Here is a 22536-nt window from a genome sequence, read left to right on the forward strand (position 1 = left end):
TGTGAAAATCATAATCGCTGGTGCTGGAGATGTAGGATTCCACTTGGGAAAACTACTTGCGCACGAAGATCACGATATAACTCTTATCGATACAGACGAAGAAAGTCTTAATCATGCGGCAAATCATATTGATGTTGCTACAGTTAAAGGTTCGTCTACTTCTTTTTCTGTTTTAGAAGAAGCAAAAGTGAGCAAGTCTGACATGCTTATTTCTGTAACCTCATCTGAAGAAACTAACCTTATTACTGCAATGGTAGCAAAAAGGTTAGGAGCTAAGAGGACTATTGCACGTATAAATAACAGTGAACTTCTACACTCTAGAGACATATTAGATATGCGTAGAATGGGTGTGGATGAAATGATCTCTCCTCAGTTGTTAGCAACAAAGGAAATTAAGAGGTTGTTAAAGGAAGCAGCTATTACTGATACATTTGAGTTTGAAAAAGGTTTACTTTCTCTTATAGGCATTACCATTGACAGAGAAAAGCCTCTTTGTGGTAAAACTTTAGAAGAAACTACTTACTTAAACAAAGACTTTAAGTTTTTAACAGTAGCTATACTTAGAAATGATGAAACACTAATTCCTAGAGGTGATACTCGTTTTGAGTTAGGTGACCATGTATATTATATTGCTAAACCAGAGGGTGTAGAGAGTGTTCTTCAACTTACAGGTAAAAAATTATCAAAGAAAATTAAGCGCTTGATAATACTTGGAGGGGGTAAGGTTGGTTTTTATGCGGCAAGATCTTTAAGCCATAAATACAATGTTGTATTAATAGAAAAGGATAGAGATAAAGCAATAGAATTGGCCGAGGAATTACCTAATACATTAGTTATTCATGGCGATGGTAGAAATGTAGATCTTTTAGAAGAGGAGGGCATTGATACTGCAGATGCTTTTATTGCTGTTACAGGTGACTCTGAAACGAATATTATAACATCTTTAGTTGCAAAGAAACACGGTGTTCAGAAAACAATTGCCTTAGTAGAGAATATGGATTATATTCATTTATCTCAAAATATGGGTGTTGACACTTTAATTAATAAAAAACTTATAGCAGCAAGCTTTATATTTAGATATATCAGGAGAGGAGAAATTATTTCTCTTACCAACGTTCATGGTGTGGATGCAGAAGTTTTAGAATTTGTAGTAAATGAAAATTCTCCAGTAACTAAAAAGATATTAAAAGATTTAGGTTTTCCTAAGTCGGCAATTATTGGAGGTGCTATTCGTAAAGGAAAAGCTTATATTCCTAAAGGAGATTTCCAATTTGAACCATATGATAGGGCTGTGGTACTTACACGACCTGAATGTATCTCTAAAGTGGAAGGTTTCTTCCGTTAATAAAGAAATTTTAAAATGGCAGACTATGTACAGCGTAAAAATCATTTCAATATTGGATTGATTGCTAGAATTATGGGGATTCTAATTCTTCTGAATGGAATCTTTATGTTTACTTGTTTACCCTTTTCTTTTTATTTTGGAGATGGTGATTGGTGGGCACTTACAGAGGCAGGGTTAATTACAGTGCTTTCTGGAGGATTGATTGTTTTTTATGGCGAACGTAAAGGATATAAAAAGGAAATTAAGAAAAAGGATGGTTATATTATTGTATCATTAGGATGGACGGTAATGGCATTCTTTGGAAGTTTACCTTATCTTTTTAGTCTTGAAAATCCATCGCTTACAAATGCGTATTTCGAAACAATTTCTGGTTATTCTACAACAGGAGCATCTATATTAACAGATATAGAGTCCGTTGGAAAAGGTATTTTATTTTGGCGAAGCTTAACTCAATGGATTGGTGGAATGGGTATTATTGTTTTAGCCGTTGCAGTTTTACCATTTTTAGGAATTGGAGGTATGCAGTTATTTGTAGCAGAAGCTCCTGGTATCTCTCCAGATAAATTGCAGCCAAGAATAAAAGAGACCGCCAAACGTTTATGGTGGGTATATGCAGGTTTAACAGCTATTGAAACTGTTCTTTTGATGACAGGAGGAATGAATTTCTATGATGCGATAAATCATGCATTGACAACAATGGCAACAGGTGGTTTTTCAACTTATAATGATAGTGCCGCATCAATGTCTCCTTACATTCAATACATTCTTATTGTATTTATGATTTTGGCAGGAACAAATTTTACTTTGAATTACTTCTTGTTTAAGAGAATGTTTAAAGCTATTTGGACGAATGAGGAGTTTCGTTATTATTCCGGAATTATACTATCATCTTCTATTGCCATTGGCATTGTAGTAGCCTATTCTTCTGATTTAACAATAGAAAAGTCATTTAGAGATGCTTTGTTTCAAGTAGTATCAATAATTACTACAACGGGATATGTGTCTGCAGATTACACAGCATGGGCTCCTTTTGCAACCATGATAATATTTATATTAATGTTTTGTGGTGGTATGGCAGGGTCTACAGCAGGTGGTGTAAAGATTGTTAGACATATCATTTTATTTAAGAATTCATTTTTAGAATTAAAAAGACAATTACACCCAACGGCAATTATACCAGTACGTTTTAATAAAAAAGCGATAAAAGAGGGAATTACTTTTAATGTACTTGCCTTTATAATGGCCTATTTATTGATATTTGGATTGGGTATATTAGTAATGTCTGCTTTAGGTGTTGATTTAATGACCTCTTTAGGAGCAGTTGCAACATCTTTAGGAAACATTGGTCCGGGTATTGGAACAGTAGGTCCTGTAGATAATTTTGCACATTTGCCAGATACTGCAAAATGGGTATTATCATTTTTAATGTTGCTTGGCAGGCTTGAACTATTTACAGTAATGATTATCTTCACACCTTATTTTTGGAGTAGATTTTAATCTAGAGAATAAAATAATCTATAATTAGAAAATTACGGAGTAAAAAACCGATGGGAAATACAAAAAAATTAAGCCTAACAACAATATATAGTGTTGCCATATTTGTAATAGCTATTGATCAATTAAGTAAATTATTGGTCCATAATTTTATGGAAATGGGTACTCTTGGAGAGGTTCATGTAATAGGAGATTGGTTTAGATTACATTACCTATTAAACCCAGGAATGGCTTTTGGGATGCAGTTTGGTAATGAATATGGTAAACTTTTTCTTACACTTTTTAGAATTCTCGCTTCTGGAGGTATAGTTTATGCTATTTATTCACTTTATCAGAAAGCCAATACTCATCTAGGCTTCTTGGTTTGTATATCTATGATTTTAGGAGGTGCAATAGGGAATGCTATTGATAGTATCTTTTATGGTGTTTTAATAGAAGGAAATGTTATTCCAGGCTCTTCAACACCTTGGTTTCATGGGCAGGTGATTGATATGTTATATTTTCCAATGGTTGAAGGTAATTTTCCTTCATGGATTCCTGCTTTAGGTGGAGATCATTTTTTGTTTTTTAGCCCTGTTTTTAATATTGCAGATTCTGCAATTTTCCTTGGAGTGACATTTATTTTAATTTTTCAAAATCGTTTTACAGAAAGTGAAAATTAATTAAAAATCTTAGAGAGTGATTATGATAATGAATATCATCATTACTCTCTGATGAAAGTCATTTTTAAAAATTTAATTTTCAAGATTCCAAATTTATTTACATTTATTCGTTTTTATTTACCCTTACTAACTATAATTATTATCCGTATTATTTTTCCATGTTTTAACTTGCAAGTGCATTAAGGGGTAACACCCACTTCTTCGTTAGCTACTAAAATTAATTTTATCAAATTATACCACCTAATTATCTACATAACAATGGAAAAATCATTATTATCTACATTTTTAATTATTTCACTATTTTCAACATTAACTTTTGCACAATCAAGAGAAATCTTAAATGACAAAAGTGAAGTTAAGGTTGAGGGAACTTCTTCTTTACACGATTGGCACTGTGATGTTGAATCAATTTCAGGTTCTGCAGATGTAAGTGTTGAAGGTGATAAAGTTACATCCGTAAATACATTAGATCTTACTTTTGTTGTAAAAAGCTTAAAGTCAGGTAAAGGATCTATGGATAAGAATGTTTACGCAGCCTTAAAAGAAAAAAGCAATCCTAATATTACGTTTAAATCATCAAAAGCAACAATTGATGCAAATGGAGTTGTTTCAGCTGAAGGTCAATTGACAATTGCTGGAGCCACTAAAAACGTTACTTTAACAGCTCAATCATCGGTAAATTCTGGTGTAGTGTCTTTTGCAGGTAAAACAACTTTCAAAATGACAGAGTATTCAGTAGAGCCACCAACTGCTATGTTTGGTACTATTACTACTGGAGATGAGGTAACGATCGTTTATAACGTATCTATCTAAATTAAATAAAATTTATCTACATTAATATAAGTTTATTTGTTCTAGTTATGTGTAATTCAGAATAATAATTTACTTATCCTATCTACTTAATTAATTCCGATTTAATTGGAATAACTTTTATCAAACATGAATAATCTTTACAAATTTACTGGAGTAATTGCATTACTTCTAACAATGTTTGCAGGTAATGTATCTGCACAAAGTACACTATTCAACAGAGATCTTCAATACTTCAGATACAACGACCAAAGAGGTCTTAATGTATTCGAAACAACTAAATCTGACACAGTTGGTTTTGATGGTGTTAAAGTACGTGTTGGTGGTGATTTCGCTTTACAAATGCAAGGTTTACAACATAGTAACACTATGGGTAACCTTCAAGACATTCACACGAATGTTAACCTTCCAACAGCAAACTTGAGAATCGATGCTCAATTAGCAGATGGTGTTAGAGTAAACTTATTAACTTACTTATCTTCGAGACATCATAACGATACTTGGGTAATGGGTGGTTATTTACAAGTTGACAACTTAAACTTCTTAAACTTGAACTCTCAATTAGCTGATGATATCATGGATATCGTTACTATTAAAGTAGGTCAAATGGAAGTAAACTATGGTGATCAGCACTTCCGTCGTACAGACAATGCTTACACAATGGGTAATGCTTTTATTGGTAACACAATTATGGATGCATTTGCTACTGAAATGGCAATGGAAGTTTACGCTCAGAAAAATGGTTTCATTGGTATGTTTGGTTTATCTAACGGAGCATTAAACCAAGGTGTAACTCACACAGGTAACTGGTCTGTTTATGGTAAAGTTGGTTATGATAAGCAAGTAAACGATGATTTAAGAGTTCGTTTAACAGGTTCTTACTACCATAACTCTAATTTAGATAACTCTAATATCTATGCAGGTGATAGAGCTGGTTCTAGATTCTACAATGTGATGGTTCCTACTGGAGATGATTTCAGATCAGGTCGTGCTAACCCTAACTTCACAAATAACATTGATGCGGTTATGTTGAACTCTTTTGTTAAGTTCCGCGGTTTAGAATTCTTCGGTACTTATGAGAACTCTCAAGGTTTATCAAAAGGTGAAGCTATGGAAAACAATCCAGAGATGAGCAACAGAACTTGGGAGCAATTAGCAGGTGAATTGATTTACCGTTTTGGTAACCAAGAACAATTTAATGTAGGTGCTCGTTACAATACAGCTTGGGGTACTAATGCTGCTGAAGCAGGTGCTTTCGAAGATGGTACTGCATGGAGTATTGGACAACAAGATGTTCGTCAAAATCGTTACGAGCTTTCTGCTGGTTGGTTCATGACTAAGAATGTATCTTTAAAAGGTTCATACATCAAACAAACGTATGATGATTATGATAACTACTTAGGTACTGGTTCTACTAATGCTAACTTCGCAGGTGGTCAGTTTGATGGTTTCATGTTAGAGGCTGCTATTAGCTTCTAATTAGAAATTAAGATATATACAATTAAGAGGTCATTTCCTACGGGAAGTGACCTCTTTCTTTTTAGTTACTATTCTGAATATGCTCCAGAAGAATAAGTTAATTCATAACTATGTGTGTAAATTTCGAATACAATTCCAAATGGATCTTCAACATAAACCATTTTATAAGGTTTTGAATCTGGATAATATTCACGGATTGGCATTCTTTGTTTACCACCTGCAGCAACAATTTTTTCTGTCAATTCTTCAATGTTAGGGTCTTGAACACAGAAATGAAATAAACCTGTATTAAAAGGATCAAATTTTGGTTTTTCAGCCTTGGTCGTAGGGAAAGAAAACAGCTCAACACCTATTCCATCTGATGTAGATAAGTGAGCAATTTTAAATGTTCCCCATCCTTTACCGAATACATCTATACACATTTGACCTATAGCGGTATCACTTTCCTCAGTAACATCAGAAGGAGGCATAATTACATACCATCCCATAATTTCAGAATAGAATTTTACTGCTTTCTCAATATCTGGTACAGTAATACCGATATGAGAAAATGATCTTGGATAACTTCCTGTTTTATTCATATTATTTTCTTGATTATCTTTAATACAAAATTAAATATAAGTATACTGTTAATCAATACCTTACAAAATAGTAGGGTAGTTACCAAAAGGTGTGAATTACTGAGTATTAGACAAATAAAAATAAGATGATTGATAAAAAATATGAATGCTCTCTCCGTTTAACAATGGATTTGATAGGAAATAAGTGGAAACCGCTAGTTTTATTTCATTTGTTGGAGGGAGGTATGCGTTCTGGTGAACTTCAAAAAACAATTCCTGAGGTCTCAAACAAAATGTTTACCCAAACAGTAAGGGAATTAGAGGATGATAACTTAGTAAAAAGAACAGTGTATGCAGAAGTGCCCCCAAAAGTAGTTTATGAGTTGACAGACCTAGGTAGATCATTAGAAGGAATACTTACATCAATGGATTTATGGGGAAAAGAATTAATAGAAAAACTATCTTAAAATAGTGGTTATTTTTATAGCAGAGGATAGATAAATTGAACATAAAAAAAGAAGGCTAGTTTTAAAAAAACTAGCCTTCTCCAAGCTCTCTCTTCAATCTATTCATCTGACTTCTATGCTGCTTAACATAGTTACTCTTTAAATGACTTGTTTTACTACTAGAGTAGTTCAACATTGTTGTCATTAATTTCTTTCGACAATACAAACATCAAGTTTTTTTGAGATGAAATGAAGGTATTTATGCTTTTTAATGTTATAAGCCTCAGTTTACCATTATTTTAAGAGTTATATCAAAAAATTATTTAAAATTTATTATGCTGTTACCTTTTTGATTCCATTTTATAACGATCATTTTAAATACATCTTATAAAAATTAAATTTTTAGATTGTAGTAGTAAATGTTATTAACTCTGATTAACATTTATTAAATTGCAACACGACTAACTGAAATAATACTATGAAACTTCAAAATGTTGCCTTATATATATTGTTTTTAACCGGATTTATCTCTTGTATAGCATTAGAAGATGATTTTAGTCCGTCTATATCTTCAGATTCATTTCTGAATGAGACCTATTATTATAAAGACTCTTTTCAGTTGAATATTACGTTTACTGATAATGTGTTAATTGAGGAAGCTCAGGTAACAATTGGTAAAGTAGATCCTTCTTTAGATTCTACAGCTTTAGAATTTACCTTCGATTCAGTCTTCACTACTCAAGCGAGGTTATTAATATTAGACTCTGCAATTATGATCCCGGCTTATGTTTCAACGGGTGAGTATTTCTTAGCTTTAAGAAATACAGATACAGGAGGAAATATTATAGCAGATACTACTTACTTTATGGTTGGTACAGATACTTTGTCACCTTCATTAAGTGATTTTACTGTGATGTCTGCCATTGAAGGAAATCAAGAAAATACAGCATATTGTAGAGGAGAATATTTGTCATTAAGTGGTTTAATTTCTGATAATATTGGAATTAATAAAATTGGAGTGCAAATAGGAACATCTTCACCAAGGTATTTTCTAGCTAAAGGAGAGAACTTATCATTAGAATCTATTGTAGAAAATCAGATATTTATTTCTGATAGTTTAGCAAATGGTGTTTACGATCTTACAATATCTATGGAAGATGTTTTTGGGAATGTAAAAACAGAAGTTCAATCTATTAATATTAACTGCGATGATGTTCCAGCACAATTTGTTTCTTATGCCGAATCAAATGGAATAGAAATTCCTTCGGACAGAGTTGTATTAATGTTTCCTGGAGAAAACTTTAGCCTTTCAAGCCTTATTTTTGAAGATGAGGGCGGATTAGATTCTATGCGTTTAGAAGTATCATATATTGGTGTTCCAGCTACAGCAGGTAGTACAGGAACTGTTGTAGAAGACCCTGTAGTTGAGTTAGCATTAAATGGAGCTACATCAGTAGATCTTGCTACTCTAACAACGTTTAATTTTGGTTTTAATCAGACTGGTGTAGATGCAGGAGAAACGATATTTGTGAATGTTAAAGTTAAGGATCAAGAACAAACATGGGACAATGCTTCCTTCTTTAGGTTCTCTTTAGTAGCAAGAGAAGATTTGGCACCATCAATTAATATTACAGATTTAATTTTTAACGAGTCGAAAGAGTATATTCCAGAAAATACTGTTCAGGAGTTAACGCTAACAGAAGATTTAAATATCAGTATAGAAGGTAAAGTAGACGAAAATGTAGGTTTATCATCTATTACATATACTTTCACAGATGATTACGGGTATAATGATCCAATGACATCTACATTTACAAATTTCACAACCTATCCAGTAGATTTAGGAGTGATGTTCGGAGATGTAAGTTTTCCTATACGTGAATTATTAGACCATGAAGGCGTATTGGTATATACATTAGAAATAGTAGCTACAGATATAAAGGGACAAGTAGATACAGTAACTTATAACTTTAGCGTAGATTATACTCAAGCGGGTAGGTAATTAGAAAAGCCTATTTAGTTTTTATGATATATAAAGAGATTTCCTCTCAAGATTGACTATAAAAAGTTCAATTTTGAGAGGAAATTACTTTTATAAGAGTTTCCGATTGGAATACTTTTCTGAGGCATTACAATTTGCATATCCTCAATCGTATTGATTTTATCAAGGTTAGCGATATAAGAGCGGTGTACTCTCACAAAATTTTCAGGAAATTTCTTTTCTAACGCTTTCATTGTGGAATGCACAATATATTTTTTATCCTTTGTATTAATCAGCATATAATCTGATAGAGCTTCAACAAAAAAGATTTCACTAAGAGAAAGTTTTACAATTTTATTGTCAGCCTTAACATAAAGGATATCATCGCTGCTATTTTCAACTAATTTCTGATCACTATCTTCTATTGATAATTTAGCTTTTTCAACTGCCTTAAGAAATCGAGGATAGGTAATAGGTTTAATCAAATAGTCTGTGAGATTGTATTCATACGCTTCAGCCCCAAAATCTCTTCTTCCAGTAATTAAAATAACCTCAGGGAGTTTTTCTAGTGATTGTACTAGCTCAATTCCTGTCATTTGAGGCATTTCTATATCTAAGAAGAGAAGATCAACGGGAGTATTTTTTAGCACGTCATATGCAGATACGGCATTATCAAACTCACCGCTAAGTTCTAAACCTTCGGTGCGCTTAATAAAGTCACGTACTACCATACGAGATACTTCTTCGTCATCAACTATAAGACATTTCAGATTGGTCATATTATAGATCCAATGTTTTTAACTTTTGAATGTACTTACCTAATATATCAAATTCTAAGTTAATTCTAGTGCCTTTTTCAATTTTATGAAAATTTGTGTGCTCAAAAGTATAAGGAATTATGGCTACACTAAATTGTCCTTTAGCATCATCTACCACAGTTAAACTTGCACCATTTACACAAATAGAGCCTTTTTCTACAGTGAAATTTTTTGTTGAAGGATCATATTGGAAAGTAAATCTCCAGCTTCCTTGTTCATCAACAACGCTAATACATTCACCAATTTGGTCTACATGACCTTGAACAATATGTCCATCAAATCTACCATGAGAAGGCATGCTTCTTTCTAGGTTCACAATATCACCAATTTTCCAATCGCCAAGAGTAGTTTTTTGCAAAGTCTCATGTATTGCCACAACCTGATGTTTATTGTCTTCTATGTGTGTAACTGTTAGACAAACACCATTATGAGCAAGGCTTTGGTCAATTTTTAATTCTTTTGATAGGGGAGATTCAACAGTGAAAATTGTATTTTCTTTATCTTTTTGGATATCTACAATGTTACCAATTGCTTCGATTATTCCGGTGAACATATATTATGATGGTTTAATTATTATTACGACACAATTTAGTCATTTTTAATAATAGAACTTTTAATTTTGATTTGTTATTCATTAAAGAATTAGAAAAATAGTTTTCTAATAGTTAACTTCTTAAGTAGTCTACATTAAATTCTACTGTATTTAAAAGTGCTTTTTATTAACTACTTATTTGATTTTCTATTCATTTACTAAGACCATATTTAAATCTTATGACTGTCACGAATATTGATCAGCGCTATGAAATTGTAAAAGACTTAATTGATACTGAAGACTGGAATGCATTAAAAGATGTAATTGGAAAACTACCTACAATTGAAATTGTAGAGATCTTAGAAAAGTTAGAAGAACAGGATCTACTTTTAGTTTTTGAATTATTCTCTAAAAAAGAAAAAGCTCAAATTTTTGGAGAATTTTCTCGTGATCTGCAATATCAAATTTTTAATAAATTAGATAAACGTGCTTTTTCTAAGGTTTTTGAAGATATGCGTTCTGATGAACGAGCCGATTTCTATCAAGAATTAACACTCGAAGAGCAAACCTCTCTATTACCTTATTTAAATAAGCAAGTTCGTAGTAATGTTGTAGAATTAAGTGCTTATGATTCTGACTCTGCAGGAGGAATTATGACCACAGATTTTGCTACAGTTAGAGTGTGGATGACTGTTAGGGAAGCAGTTGATAAAATCAAAATTGATTCACCAGGTAAAAAAATGATTTACTATGTATATGTAGTAGATGATGAAAAAGTATTGCTTGGTTTTATTACTTTAAAAGATCTGATATTAGCCGATCTGTCTGATAAAATAGCAGATCTTCTTCATGTAGATTATGTAGCGGCCAAAGTAAATGATGATAGAGAACAAGCTGCAAGGATGATTGAAAAATATGACTTAGTAGCTTTACCCATATTAAATGATGACCATAAACTTGTAGGTATTGTTAGGCATGATGACGCTATTGAAGTAATTGTTGCCGAACAGACTGAGGATATGGAAAAAATGATGGGTATAACCTCTTCTAATGATGAAGATGATGATGAGGGGTATATGGATATATCTGTTTTTAGACATTTTAAAAAGAGGGTAGTTTGGTTAGTATCTTTGGCTGTTGTTGGAATGATATCTGGGTTAATTTTACATCATTTTGAAGCAGCTTTAGATCAGATGGTAATTTTAGCTTTATACATGCCAATGTTGGCAGATACAGGAGGAAATGCAGGTAGTCAAGCAAGTACTGTAATTATTCGAGCCTTGTCTTTAGGGGAAGTAACCGTGAAAGATTGGTGGACAATCACTTTTAAAGAAATGAGAATATCTATTCTTCTCGCTATATGTTTATCATCTATTGCTTTTATAAAAGTATCGTTATTATCTTTTGATACTTTACTACCTGGAACATTAACCTTATCATATGTTGCTTTTATTATTTCATTGGCATTAGCCTTACAAGTCGTATCATCTACAATAATAGGAGCTGGTTTACCTATAATTGTTAGGAAATTTAATGGAGACCCTGCAGTAGTGGCAAGTCCTGCAATTACTACAATAGTAGATATTACAGGACTATTAATTTATTTTAGCCTTGCAACAGCATTTTTACTTCAGGTTTAAAACTGTGGCACTACAATATTCTTCCATTTTTGTAAAGAACTTTCCCATATGAATACCATCCAATAAAGCATGATGAGCCTGCACTGATATAGGAAGCATTGTTTTATTTTCTTGTTTGAAAATTTTTCCGAATGCAACACTAGGAATTCCATTGTCTAATTTTTTTCCTCTATTTGGGTTTTGTACACTTGTAAATTGAATCCATGGTACTGTAGTACAGTGAATAATTGGGTAATCATTTTCTTTGTATTCAAAGGGTTCACCATCAAGAATTTTTTGAATTGCAGCTTTGCCTACTTTAGAAAATTCCTCAAAGTCTTTAAACCAATCAAGATATACGAAAGAGAACGTTTCGTCTTTTTTTAAAATAGTAGTTCCACCATATACAGTATCAAATGAATATATTTTTTCGTCAATAATTCGAATCTTAAATTCATCTATTTCATTCATCACTTTAAGCATAAAATAATGATATAATAAGTGTAATGATGCTGTATGGTTTTCTTTATATTTCATTAATCCATCAATACAAACATTCGCAGTAACAGAAAAATTAGGATTTTCAAAGGAATTAAAATAAAGAAATTGTTCTTTTCTTTTCCATTTATCTAATGTCAATTCTTTCATGTTTTATGATAATTAGGTTCAATAAATTGTATAATAGGGTTATTTTGATGTATTAAAAGTCTTTTTTTGACTAATTTTTAACATTTTATAATAAAAACTATTACTATCTAGATTCAACAATTAATTTCGTGGCTTGTACTAGAACTTCACCTTAATATTATTTTTCACTGATGATGTACTACCTCATGATCGAAGTCTTTATCTTCGGTTATTTATTAATTGTTTTAGAACATAACATCCATATCAATAAAGCTGCAACAGCGTTGATAATGGGTGCTGGTCTATGGGCTCTTTATGCGATTGGAGCACCAGAAATCTTAGAATTAGGTTATAGTGAATCTTGGAAAGACTGGTTAACAGTAAACCCAAATTCAGAAGAGTCGATGGTACATTTTCTTGTCCACCATGAATTAACCGAACATCTCTCAGAAATTGCTTCTATTGTATTTTTCTTAATGGGAGCTATGACTATTGTAGAAGTTATTGATGAATATCAAGGTTTCAGAATAATTACAAATAGAATAAAAGTTACGAATAAAGCGAAACTTTTGGTAATTATTTCTTTCATGACCTTTTTCTTATCGGCGGCATTAGATAACCTAACAACTACAATTGTAATTGTTGCTGTATTAAGTAAATTAATTAAAGATGATGAAACGCGTTGGTATTTTGCCAGTATGGTAGTAATCTCTGCTAATGCAGGTGGAGCTTGGTCTCCAATTGGTGATGTAACTACAATTATGCTTTGGATTGGTGGGCAAATAACAGCACTTAAGATTATAGAAGAAATATTCTTACCTTCTTTAGTAGCTATGATATTACCTTTAATTGTTCTCGCATTTAAATTAAAAGGAGAGATAGATATACCTAAATTATCTGAAGATGAAAGTGCAGCATTTATTCCATTAAAAGACCGTGTAATTGTTTTAGTAATGGGTATTACTGCTTTATTGATGGTTCCTGTTATTAAATCATATACTCATTTACCTCCATTTATTGGAATGTTATTAGGTTTAGGTGCAATGTGGTTTATTACAGATTTTAAGCTTCATTCTAAAACATTACAAGATAAAAGACATTTAAATGTAGGGCGTATTTTATCAAAAATTGATATGCCTACTGTATTGTTCTTAATGGGTATTTTGTTAGCTGTTGGAGCATTAAGTTCAGCTGGTCATCTTAACGTAATGGCTGGTTTTATGCAAGAACATTTTCAAGATATTTATTTACAAAATACATTAATTGGTGTACTATCAGCAATTGTTGATAACGTTCCAATTGTAGCAGCTTTTATGGGTATGTATGATATTGCTCCTGATGGTTCTACTGGTGAGTTAGCCAACTTTGTAGTAGATGGTAAATTCTGGGAAATGTTAGCGTACGCTTCTGGTACAGGTGGTAGTATCTTAATTGTAGGTTCTGCAGCTGGAGTTGCGGCAATGGGTATGGAAAGAATTAGCTTTTTATGGTACCTTAAAAATATTGCTTGGATAGCAGCTTTAGGATATATTGGAGGGATCTCGTTGTTCTATCTAGAAATGTTAGTAATGTGAATAACTTAATATAAGTTTGTTATTTAATATCATTACACAAGAAAGTTATCAACATTAGATGTTGATAACTTTCTTTTTTACAAAAAACTTTAAAAAGTTAATAACAATTGAGTAGAAAGCATTAAATTATACTGTATAACCAATAAACGATTTATTCACAATGATAGTAAAACCCAAAATACTGTTGATAATTCCTTTTATTTACTTAATTACAATGAGTTGTAATCAAGAAAACCAAAAGGGAAAGGAACTAAATGTTGATAACTCTCAAGAAGAGATAATTCCTCAAGTTGTTTCACATAAAATAGAAACCAAAAGTGGAATGATATTCACATTAACTGAAGAAAAAATTACTAACAGTGTTAGTAATATTTCGATACAAGGAATGAATTTTCCGAATTCTAATGAGTTATTAACTTTTGAAGGAGTAGATCCAATAGAACAGTTTTATGTTTTAGACCTCAATAAAGATGGGTATGAAGAGCTGTATATTGCAGCACGATCTGTAGGATCAGGAAGTTATGTAAACCTAATTGGTATTGCTTCTTTTACTGATGAGAGTTATGGTGAAATTTATGTTCAGTCTATTGCGGAAAATGATGATTTAGCACAAGGATATATGGGACACGAAGAGGTTACCTTTTCCGATTCAAACATTGAATTAACGTATCCGATTTATAAAGAAAATGATACTAATAGTAGACCTACAGGAGGTGAGAGGATAGTAAATTATGAACTTATAACTGGTGAAGCAGGCTACATATTAAACCCTTATTTACAGATATAGATACTGAAAATAGAGGAAATAAAATCAAACTTTATATCCTCTATTCTTATTAAAATCGAATTATTAATAATCCATTTTCTCTTAGTTTTTTCCAAGTATCACTTTCTATTAAATCGGAAAATTGATACCCTGTTTCTTCTTCGAATAAGAGTTTAATTTCTTCTATTGTTGGGTATTCATCTTCATAAATACTAAAGTCAGAAATATGTTCTGCAATCCATTCTCCTAGAATTGGAGATGTTTCTATTTCCAAATCTTCTTTTTTATTAATAAAAATCAGTTTTGCCCAATCATCTTCTTCATCAATTTCTAGCATTGGTGTTTTGCCAAGCCAAATTAATGAGTGTTTTAAAAGTTGAGCTTCTTCTTTTTTATTTTCAAGTAGGCTATCTTCTATTAAAGTAAGTGGTAAACTAGCTGAAGAGGTAGCAAAATCGAACCATTTTTGCACAGGTAAATCAAGTTCTAAACCATGCATATAGTTAAAAATTGATTTACGTAATCCCTCTCCAAAACGTTCATGCTTTGCTCCAGTTGGATCTTTGTGAGGTAAATCATTCCAAGCAAAACCTTCAAATTCAAAATTATCTTGTTCTACTTTATACTCTTCAGGGTTTAAACCTACTGGCGCATGAGCAGTCATAGAGAAACGGTGCCAAAATCCAGAATGTATACAATGGTTGGCAAACATTTGTCTAACTACTTCTAAAGAATCTATTGTTTCTTGGGTAGTCTGTGTAGGGAAGCCGTACATTAAATAAGCATGTACCATTATGCCAGCTTCACTAAATGCTCTAGTTACTTGAGCAGCTTGACTAACCGATACCCCTTTCTTCATTAACTTTAAAAGTCTATCAGAAGCAACCTCTATTCCACCAGAAACGGCAACGCAGCCAGAAACTTCTAAAAGTTTACATAAATCTGGAGTAAAAGTTTTTTCAAATCGGATATTTCCCCACCAAGTAATTTTGGTTCCTCTTTTTATTAATTCAACTGCAATATCTCTTAAAGCTAAAGGAGGAGCTGCTTCGTCTACAAAGTGGAATCCTGATTGTCCTGTCTCTTTTACAATTTGTTCAATTCGATCAACAATCATTTTTGCTGGAGCGGGGTCGTATCTTCCTATATAATCAAGTGATATATCACAGAAAGTGCATTTTTTCCAATAGCAGCCATGAGCGACGGTCAGTTTATTCCATCTACCATCATTCCATAACCTGTGCATTGGGTTGGCAACATCAATTACAGATAAATACTGATCGAGTAATAAATCACTATAATCTGGTGTACCAACATCGCTATGCTTTATTACATCTTGTACTTTTTGATCTATATAATGTACTTCGCCGCTATCTAATAAATAAGTTCTTTGAAGTCGGTTTGCAGGAATTTCACCTTCAAGGTGCTTCATTAGGTTTAAAAGAGGGCCTTCACCATCATCTAAAGTAATAAAATCTAAATATTGAAATACCTTTGGATCTTGAAGCGATCTTAATTCTGTATTAGGGTAACCACCACCCATAGCTACAGTTATATCTGGGTAATTTTCTTTTATGAATTTTCCACATTTTAGAGCACCGTATAAATTACCAGGGAATGGAACCGTTAAGGCAATTAAATCAGGTTGTATATCTTCAATTTTTTGATTTAATATATCAAGTAACCATTCGTCTAAAATATGAGAAGGTTGTTGTAAAACTTCGTCTATTGGAGCAAAATTAGTTGCAGACATGGCTATTCGTTCAGCATATCTGCTAAATCCAAAGTCTTCTGTAATTGCTTCGATAATAAAATCACCAATATCTTCTAGAAATAATGTAGCAAGATATCTGGCTTTATCATTTAAGCCCATAGTACCAAAAGTCCAGTCTACATTTTGTACTTGATTAAACCTTGCTGCCCTTGGTAGAAAATTATCTTGGCATATACTATGTGCAAGTGTATTATCTTTATTTTGAAGAAATTGAATTACAGGATCAATAGTTTCTAAATAATCATCTTGTAGCATAAAAATTCTTTGAACATTGTCTGAGCAATCTTCAATAACCTCTTCAGCAGCATCAAAAAGAGCAGTTAACCCCTCAGTACTAAATATTTTTAATACAAGTTCTAATCCTAAATCAACTTGATAAGCTGGAATATTCTTTTCTCTTAGAAATCCTTTTAAATATGCGGTGGCAGGATATGGTGTATTTAATTGTGTAAGCGGAGGTGTAACTAATAATGTTTTGATGGAGCTCATGCGTAGAGGTCTATATTTTTTGATGCTAAACTAAGCAGAATTGTTATAGAGAAATTAATTTAATAATATCCTTTTTACTTAAGGTTACTACTTAAAACAAGAAAAGGCACCCAAAGGTGCCTCAATTATATTTTTCTGAAAAAGAAATTACTTTTTAATATTTGGAGCATTTCCATCAGATTTAGTAAGCTCTTCTTTTTCTGCTTTCAACTTTTCAACAACTTCTTTCTGAATTGCTGCAGCTTCATCTACATTGTCTTTTAAATAAAATTCATAGCTTTTATTAAATGTAACAGAGTCTGTAGAATTCTTAGTATAAATATCTTTCTCTAATTTAGTGTAAGCATTCATGGCTTCATCTTTAGGTAGATGCTGCGTAGAGATTGTTGCTTCTGCTTTATAAAGATCGATCAAGACATTCACCATGACATCTTTAGACAGTAAATTAGCTGGTGCTTGAGGTTTTTCAGGACCACAACTTACCAACAATAATCCTAATGCGAGTAGATTCAATATTCTTTTCATAGGGCAAAAATACCTAAAGAGTTTGTATGCATGAATCATAATATGTTATGAGTATCAAAAAATGTGGTTAAATAGTGTTAAATGAGCGTTCAATTTGCTCACAACAATATGGTTGAATTAAATTTGGTAACTCAGACAGGAGAAAAAGTGAAGTAGAAACAGACGAATTAAGATGAAAGAACTTCTTAAAAAGCTTAGACGCTACGAAATTCGTATTAGAAAGGCCATTAACTCGCACATGCAAGGAGATTACCATTCTGTGTTTAAAGGCTCTGGATTGGAATTTGACGATGTGCGTTTGTATCAGTACGGAGACGACATTAGGCATATAGATTGGAATGTAAGTGCTAAAGGGCACGGTACATTTATTAAGACATTCAAAGAAGAAAAAGAACAAAGTGTCTTTTTTGTAGTAGACGTTAGTGCTTCTCAGGAAATTGGGAAACAGGGTAGAAAGAAAATAGATATTTCTAAAGAAATATGTGGTGTTCTTGCTATGTCTGCTATTAAAGAGGCAAGTTCTGTTGGTCTTTTATGTTTTTCTGATGATAAAGAACGGTACATAAAACCAAATAAAGGAGTTAAGCATGCTTATCAATTATTTGGTGAACTGTTTCGTTTAAAACCAAAATCGCCTAAAACGAATATTAGTAGAGCTTTAGGACAGACTTTGGCAATGGTAAAGCGTAAAAGTATCATTATCGTAATATCTGATTTTGTTGACGAAGAATACGAACGACACCTAAAAGCACTTTGTCGTAAGCACGATTTAATTGTAATTCATGTAGGAGATGATAGAGAGACATCTTTCCCAAGAATTGGAATAGCACCTTTATTTGACAAAGAAGCTGGAAAAACAATTTGGGTAAATACATCTTCTAGAAAATTTAGAGACCGTTTAGATAAGTTCTATGCAAAAAATAGAGTAATTTTAAGCGATCTTGTGAGACGAAATGGTGGAAACTATCTTTTTGTAAATGCAGCAGAAGATTATGTACCACAATTAGTAAAATTATTTAAGATCAGAAATTCAGCCCGTAAATAAATGAGCTCAATAGAACTGATGAACAATCGATATATAAATTTATTTTTAGTCGCTTTTTTAATTTTTTCGAGTGCTACTTTTGCACAAGAAGAAAAGCAGACACCGCCTTACGGAAGGTTTAATACGGATAGTATTATGCTGGGTCAGGAAATAAACTACACTTTGCGATACGAACATGCTAACAATCAAGAAGTATTATTTCCAGATTCTACATATAATTTTACTCCATTTGAGCTTTTAAGGAAAGAATATTTTCCTACAAGAACAGAAAATAATGTATCTGTAGATTGTGTAGTGTATACTTTATCTACTTACGAAATTGATTCTGTTTATGAACTAGGTTTACCAATTTGGGTAGAAAATCTAGAAGGAACTGATTCTATTTTTGCCAACCTAGATGGAATTTTCTTTAAAGACATGATTCCTGTTTTACCAGATTCTGCACAACTATATGCTAATGTAGAATATCTAGATGTAGAGCAAGAGTTCAATTATCCTTATTTATTAATTTTCTTAGGGATAGTAGTAGTTATCTTCTTGATTGTAATAATAGGCTTTGGAGGTAAAATCAGAGAGTATTTTAGAAGAAAATCTTTAGAGAAAAAGTACATCTCGTTTGTCAAAAACTATTCAGATCACCTAAAAGAAGATATGACAGTTGCTAATGTTGAAGAATCAACAGTGCTTTGGAAAGCATTTATCGCATCTGTAACATCTGTTCAAATTCAAGCCATGACGTCTAAAGAAGCAGGTAGGGCATTGAATTCTACAGAATTAGAAGCTCGTTTAAAAGTTCTTGATAGAGTAATTTATGCTGGTCAGGGAATAGATGAAGCGAAACAAGTTTTAGAAGATTTAAAGGAATGGGCAAAACAAGGGCAAGATTATGCATTGTCCAATTCTAGAGAATCGTTTAAGTTTAAGAGTATTAAAGATTAGTACAAAGAACTATGTACGAAGATATATTATCAACACGATGGTTTACTCCAGCAGTTTTAAAAGGCTTTGATTGGGGAGAAGAAGTGTTTTTGTATTTGATTATTGGTATTCCTGTCTTATTTATTTTAAGATGGTTATTACGTTATAGAGTCCGTCAAAAATTAGATGTGGCTTTACCAGAGGGTAGATTAAAAGCCGATTGGAGTACATTTCTGAGGTTTATACCGCCATTTATATTGAGTATATCAATTACGCTATTACTTATAGCTTTGGCAAGACCTCAGAAAACAAATGAACAAGTAGAGCAATGGACAGAAGGTATAGATATTATGCTTATTCTTGATATTTCTCATTCCATGAAAATAGAAGACTTTGTTCCTAATAGAATGGAAGCAGCCAAAAAAGTAGCCGCTAGGTTTATTGATGGTCGTGTTCAAGATAGAATTGGGCTTGTAATTTTCTCTGGAGAAGCAATATCTTATGCTCCTTTAACTACAGATTATAGCTTATTAAAATCATTAGTTAAAGATATTGATTTTAGTATGATTGAAAAGCCAGGTACTGCTATTGGTTCTGCCTTAGGGGTGGCAATTAATAGAATGACAGAATCTGACGCTAAATCTAAAGTAGCCATTTTACTTTCTGATGGAGAAAATACAGCAGGAAATTTAGCACCTAAAACTGCGGCAGAATTAGCTTACGGTTATGGTGTAAAAGTATATACAATTGGTGTAGGTAAAGAAGGTAGAGTTCCTTATGGTACTGATATGTTTGGACGCCCAAAATATATGGAGCAACATTTAGATGAAACTGCTTTAAGAGATATAGCAAGAATTGGTCAGGGTAAATACTTTAGAGCTACAAATAATAAAGCTTTAACAGCTATTTTTGATACAATTGATAAATACGAAAAAGCTGAAATTAAAGAAACAAGATATAAGGATACAAAAGATTATTATCAGATATATCTTGTTTGGGGAATGTTTTTCCTCCTTATTTGGATGTTACTGAAAAGTACATTCTTAACGAACGCTTTAGAAGATTAAGAAAAGAAGGAGAGAAAGAGCATGGAGGTTAGGCGCTGGCACATTATTATTGGGTTTACAATTCTATTTGTAACATATGCTTTAGTTTTATTGAATATTCAGGTATTTAGTAAGAACTATAAAATGCGTGCAGAGGCAAATATTGTAGAACGTGTTGTAGAGTATCCATTAAGAGGTATGATCTATGACCGTAATGGAAAATTATTAGCATCGAATGCAGCCGTATTTGATGTAATGATTGTACCTAAAGTATTTAAGGTATTACCTCAAGACTCTTTAGAATTAGCAGGAATGCTTGATTATACTATTGAAGAGCTTCGTTACAATATCAAAAAAGCCAAGTATTACTCTTGGTATAAACCTTCTGTATTTAAAAAACAATTGACAGAATCTGAATATGCAAAGATTCAGGATAAGATAATTCGTTACAAAGGTCTTTCAATTCAAGCAAGAACAATCCGTTCTTATCCTCATAAAAGTTTAGCAAATGCTTTAGGGTATGTAAAAGAAGTTACAAGAGATTTTCTTAAAAAAGATTCTGCTAATTATTATCAAAGCGGTGACCTTATTGGAAAGAGTGGAATAGAGAAATTCTATGAAAAAGAATTACGTGGACAACGTGGCGTAAGCTACATTATGAAAAACGTAAAAGGTGTAACAAAGGGTAAGTTTGAAGATGGTAAATTAGATACCATTCCTCAAGTAGGAGCTACTTTAACATCATCTATTGATCTTGATCTCCAAGCATATGGAGAACTTTTAATGAAAGATAAAAAGGGAGCAATTGTAGCAATAGATCCTAGTACAGGAGAAATTTTAGCAATGATTTCAGCACCTTCATATGATCCTAATGAATTAACAGGAGAAGGAAAAAGACTTTCTAAGCGTTATGGAGATTTATCAAGGGATACAAATAAACCATTATTTAATCGAGCAATGCAGTCAAGGTATCCACCAGGATCTACCTTTAAAACTGTAATGGCAATGATTGGTTTACAAACAGGAGCAGTAGATACATTAACAACATACTTTAGTTGTAATAAACGTTTAGTGGGATGCCATAACCATGATTCTCCATTAAATTTAAAAGGATCTATTATTAACTCTTGTAATCCATGGTACTATCAAGAAATTCGTAGAATGTTAAATGATGAAGGTAAAAGGTATGAAACCTCAGACCTTTTAAGAAAGACATTAGATGATTGGAAAATAGATGTACAGGATTACGGTCTAGGACGAAAGTTAGGGGTTGATATGCCTTATGAGAAAGGTGGATTAGTACCTAGTTCTAAATTATATGATCGTATTTACAAAGGTGGAGGATGGAAAATTAGTACAATACATTCCATTAGTATTGGGCAGGGTGAGGTATTAGCAATGCCTATTCAATTAGCAAATTTAGGTGCTATAATAGCAAATAGAGGATATTATTATTCTCCTCATATTATTAAAAGTATAGGAGGAAAAGGTCCTTTAGAGCAATATAAAGAAAAACACAAAGTTGATATAAAACCAGAATATGTAGATCATATTGCTAGAGCAATGGCTGATGTACCAAGAATAGGTACTGCACGAAGAGCATATAGTCCGGATATAGTAATTTGTGGTAAAACAGGTACAGCACAAAATCCTCATGGAGAAGATCATTCTATTTTTATGGGTTTTGCTCCACTTTATAATCCAAAAATTGCAATAGCAGTTTATGTGGAAAATGCTGGTTTTGGAGGTACGTGGGCAGCTCCAATTGCAAGCTTAATGATGGAAAAATATGTAAATGGAATAGTGAAACGCCCATATTTAGAAAAATATGTAAATAGCGTAAATCTAATTCAGAGAGAAAAGGAAAGAAAAGAAAAAGAAAGATTATTAAAAGAGCGTAGAGAAAAAGCAAAGGAACGTCTAAAAGCACAGCAACTACTGAGGCAAAAAAGGGATTCAATTGCAGTAACAACCTCTTCAGAATCATAAAAAAAGGGAAATACACGTTAAATGTATTTCCCTTTTT

General features: G+C 32.3%; 20 protein-coding genes. 14 read left to right on the forward strand and 6 right to left on the reverse strand.

Annotated elements, in window-relative coordinates; all coding sequences use genetic code 11:
- Position 1: 1 nt before the first annotated feature.
- From trkA to KM029_RS13340, 5 genes are all read left to right on the forward strand, one after another.
- Positions 2-1345 carry a Trk system potassium transporter TrkA gene (gene trkA / locus KM029_RS13320; RefSeq protein ID WP_144073731.1) on the forward strand — a complete coding sequence of 448 codons (1344 nt, stop codon included), beginning with the start codon at positions 2-4 and terminating at the stop codon, positions 1343-1345.
- A 15-nt stretch (positions 1346-1360) separates the two neighbouring features.
- On the forward strand, positions 1361-2842 hold the full coding sequence (locus tag KM029_RS13325; RefSeq protein ID WP_240050301.1) for a TrkH family potassium uptake protein: 1482 nt from the start codon (positions 1361-1363) through the stop codon (positions 2840-2842).
- A gap of 50 nt (positions 2843-2892) precedes the next feature.
- Positions 2893-3501, forward strand: a complete 609-nt coding sequence (locus KM029_RS13330) for a lipoprotein signal peptidase (RefSeq protein ID WP_144073732.1) — start codon at positions 2893-2895, stop codon at positions 3499-3501.
- 258 nt (positions 3502-3759) lie between these two features.
- Positions 3760-4314: a YceI family protein gene (locus KM029_RS13335; RefSeq protein ID WP_144073733.1), complete on the forward strand. Its 555-nt coding sequence runs from the start codon at positions 3760-3762 to the stop codon at positions 4312-4314.
- 126 nt (positions 4315-4440) lie between these two features.
- Entirely contained in the window at positions 4441-5790 is a 1350-nt protein-coding gene (locus KM029_RS13340) for a hypothetical protein (RefSeq protein ID WP_184679479.1), read from the forward strand.
- 68 nt (positions 5791-5858) lie between these two features.
- On the opposite strand, the gene KM029_RS13345 is transcribed toward KM029_RS13340, so the two are convergent.
- A complete protein-coding gene (locus KM029_RS13345) occupies positions 5859-6371 on the reverse strand; it encodes a lactoylglutathione lyase family protein (RefSeq protein WP_144073734.1) in 513 nt (170 codons plus the stop codon).
- Between the two features lie 125 nt (positions 6372-6496).
- On the opposite strand from KM029_RS13345, the gene KM029_RS13350 reads away from it, so the two are divergent.
- Complete coding sequence (locus tag KM029_RS13350; RefSeq protein WP_184679480.1) at positions 6497-6817, forward strand: winged helix-turn-helix transcriptional regulator; 321 nt, start codon at positions 6497-6499, stop codon at positions 6815-6817.
- Between the two features lie 457 nt (positions 6818-7274).
- Positions 7275-8798, forward strand: a complete 1524-nt coding sequence (locus KM029_RS13355) for a DUF4625 domain-containing protein (protein ID WP_144073735.1) — start codon at positions 7275-7277, stop codon at positions 8796-8798.
- Positions 8799-8854: 56 nt separating this feature from the next.
- Here the strand turns inward: KM029_RS13355 and KM029_RS13360 are convergent, their stop codons facing one another.
- Positions 8855-9556 (reverse strand): LytR/AlgR family response regulator transcription factor, encoded by a 702-nt coding sequence (locus tag KM029_RS13360; RefSeq protein WP_240050302.1) that lies wholly within the window; start codon positions 9554-9556, stop codon positions 8855-8857.
- 1 nt (position 9557) lies between these two features.
- A complete protein-coding gene (locus tag KM029_RS13365) occupies positions 9558-10148 on the reverse strand; it encodes a riboflavin synthase (RefSeq protein ID WP_144073736.1) in 591 nt (196 codons plus the stop codon).
- Between the two features lie 218 nt (positions 10149-10366).
- Between KM029_RS13365 and mgtE the strand changes: the two genes are divergently transcribed.
- Positions 10367-11767 (forward strand): magnesium transporter, encoded by a 1401-nt coding sequence (gene mgtE / locus KM029_RS13370; RefSeq protein WP_144073737.1) that lies wholly within the window; start codon positions 10367-10369, stop codon positions 11765-11767.
- On the opposite strand, the gene KM029_RS13375 is transcribed toward mgtE, so the two are convergent.
- On the reverse strand, positions 11753-12394 hold the full coding sequence (locus KM029_RS13375; protein WP_144073738.1) for a CatA-like O-acetyltransferase: 642 nt from the start codon (positions 12392-12394) through the stop codon (positions 11753-11755). The two genes, mgtE and KM029_RS13375, sit on opposite strands and share 15 nt — an antisense overlap.
- Positions 12395-12579: 185 nt before the next feature.
- Here KM029_RS13375 and nhaD point away from each other — a divergent pair, with 185 nt between their 5' ends.
- Positions 12580-13947, forward strand: coding sequence for a sodium:proton antiporter NhaD (nhaD, locus tag KM029_RS13380; RefSeq protein ID WP_240050303.1), 1368 nt, complete (start codon positions 12580-12582; stop codon positions 13945-13947).
- A 214-nt stretch (positions 13948-14161) separates the two neighbouring features.
- Positions 14162-14734: a hypothetical protein gene (locus tag KM029_RS13385; protein ID WP_144073739.1), complete on the forward strand. Its 573-nt coding sequence runs from the start codon at positions 14162-14164 to the stop codon at positions 14732-14734.
- A 49-nt stretch (positions 14735-14783) separates the two neighbouring features.
- Here KM029_RS13385 and KM029_RS13390 read toward each other — a convergent pair whose 3' ends face one another.
- Positions 14784-16976, reverse strand: coding sequence for a B12-binding domain-containing radical SAM protein (locus tag KM029_RS13390; RefSeq protein WP_144073740.1), 2193 nt, complete (start codon positions 16974-16976; stop codon positions 14784-14786).
- A 147-nt stretch (positions 16977-17123) separates the two neighbouring features.
- On the reverse strand, positions 17124-17501 hold the full coding sequence (locus KM029_RS13395; protein ID WP_158631057.1) for a DUF4296 domain-containing protein: 378 nt from the start codon (positions 17499-17501) through the stop codon (positions 17124-17126).
- 172 nt (positions 17502-17673) lie between these two features.
- Between KM029_RS13395 and KM029_RS13400 the strand changes: the two genes are divergently transcribed.
- Genes KM029_RS13400 through mrdA form a run of 4 tightly spaced genes read left to right on the forward strand, consistent with a single transcriptional unit; the run spans position 17674 to position 22499 of the window.
- Positions 17674-18546 carry a DUF58 domain-containing protein gene (locus KM029_RS13400; protein ID WP_144073742.1) on the forward strand — a complete coding sequence of 291 codons (873 nt, stop codon included), beginning with the start codon at positions 17674-17676 and terminating at the stop codon, positions 18544-18546.
- Positions 18547-19485: a hypothetical protein gene (locus KM029_RS13405; protein WP_144073743.1), complete on the forward strand. Its 939-nt coding sequence runs from the start codon at positions 18547-18549 to the stop codon at positions 19483-19485.
- Positions 19486-19496: 11 nt separating this feature from the next.
- The gene (locus KM029_RS13410) at positions 19497-20531 is read left to right on the forward strand and encodes a vWA domain-containing protein (RefSeq protein WP_144073744.1); all 1035 of its coding nucleotides are present in this window, start codon (positions 19497-19499) and stop codon (positions 20529-20531) included.
- Between the two features lie 21 nt (positions 20532-20552).
- Entirely contained in the window at positions 20553-22499 is a 1947-nt protein-coding gene (mrdA, locus tag KM029_RS13415) for a penicillin-binding protein 2 (RefSeq protein ID WP_144073745.1), read from the forward strand.
- The last annotated feature ends 37 nt before the right edge of the window (positions 22500-22536 follow it).

It is taken from the genome of Flammeovirga kamogawensis, from assembly GCF_018736065.1.
Lineage (GTDB): Bacteria > Bacteroidota > Bacteroidia > Cytophagales > Flammeovirgaceae > Flammeovirga > Flammeovirga kamogawensis.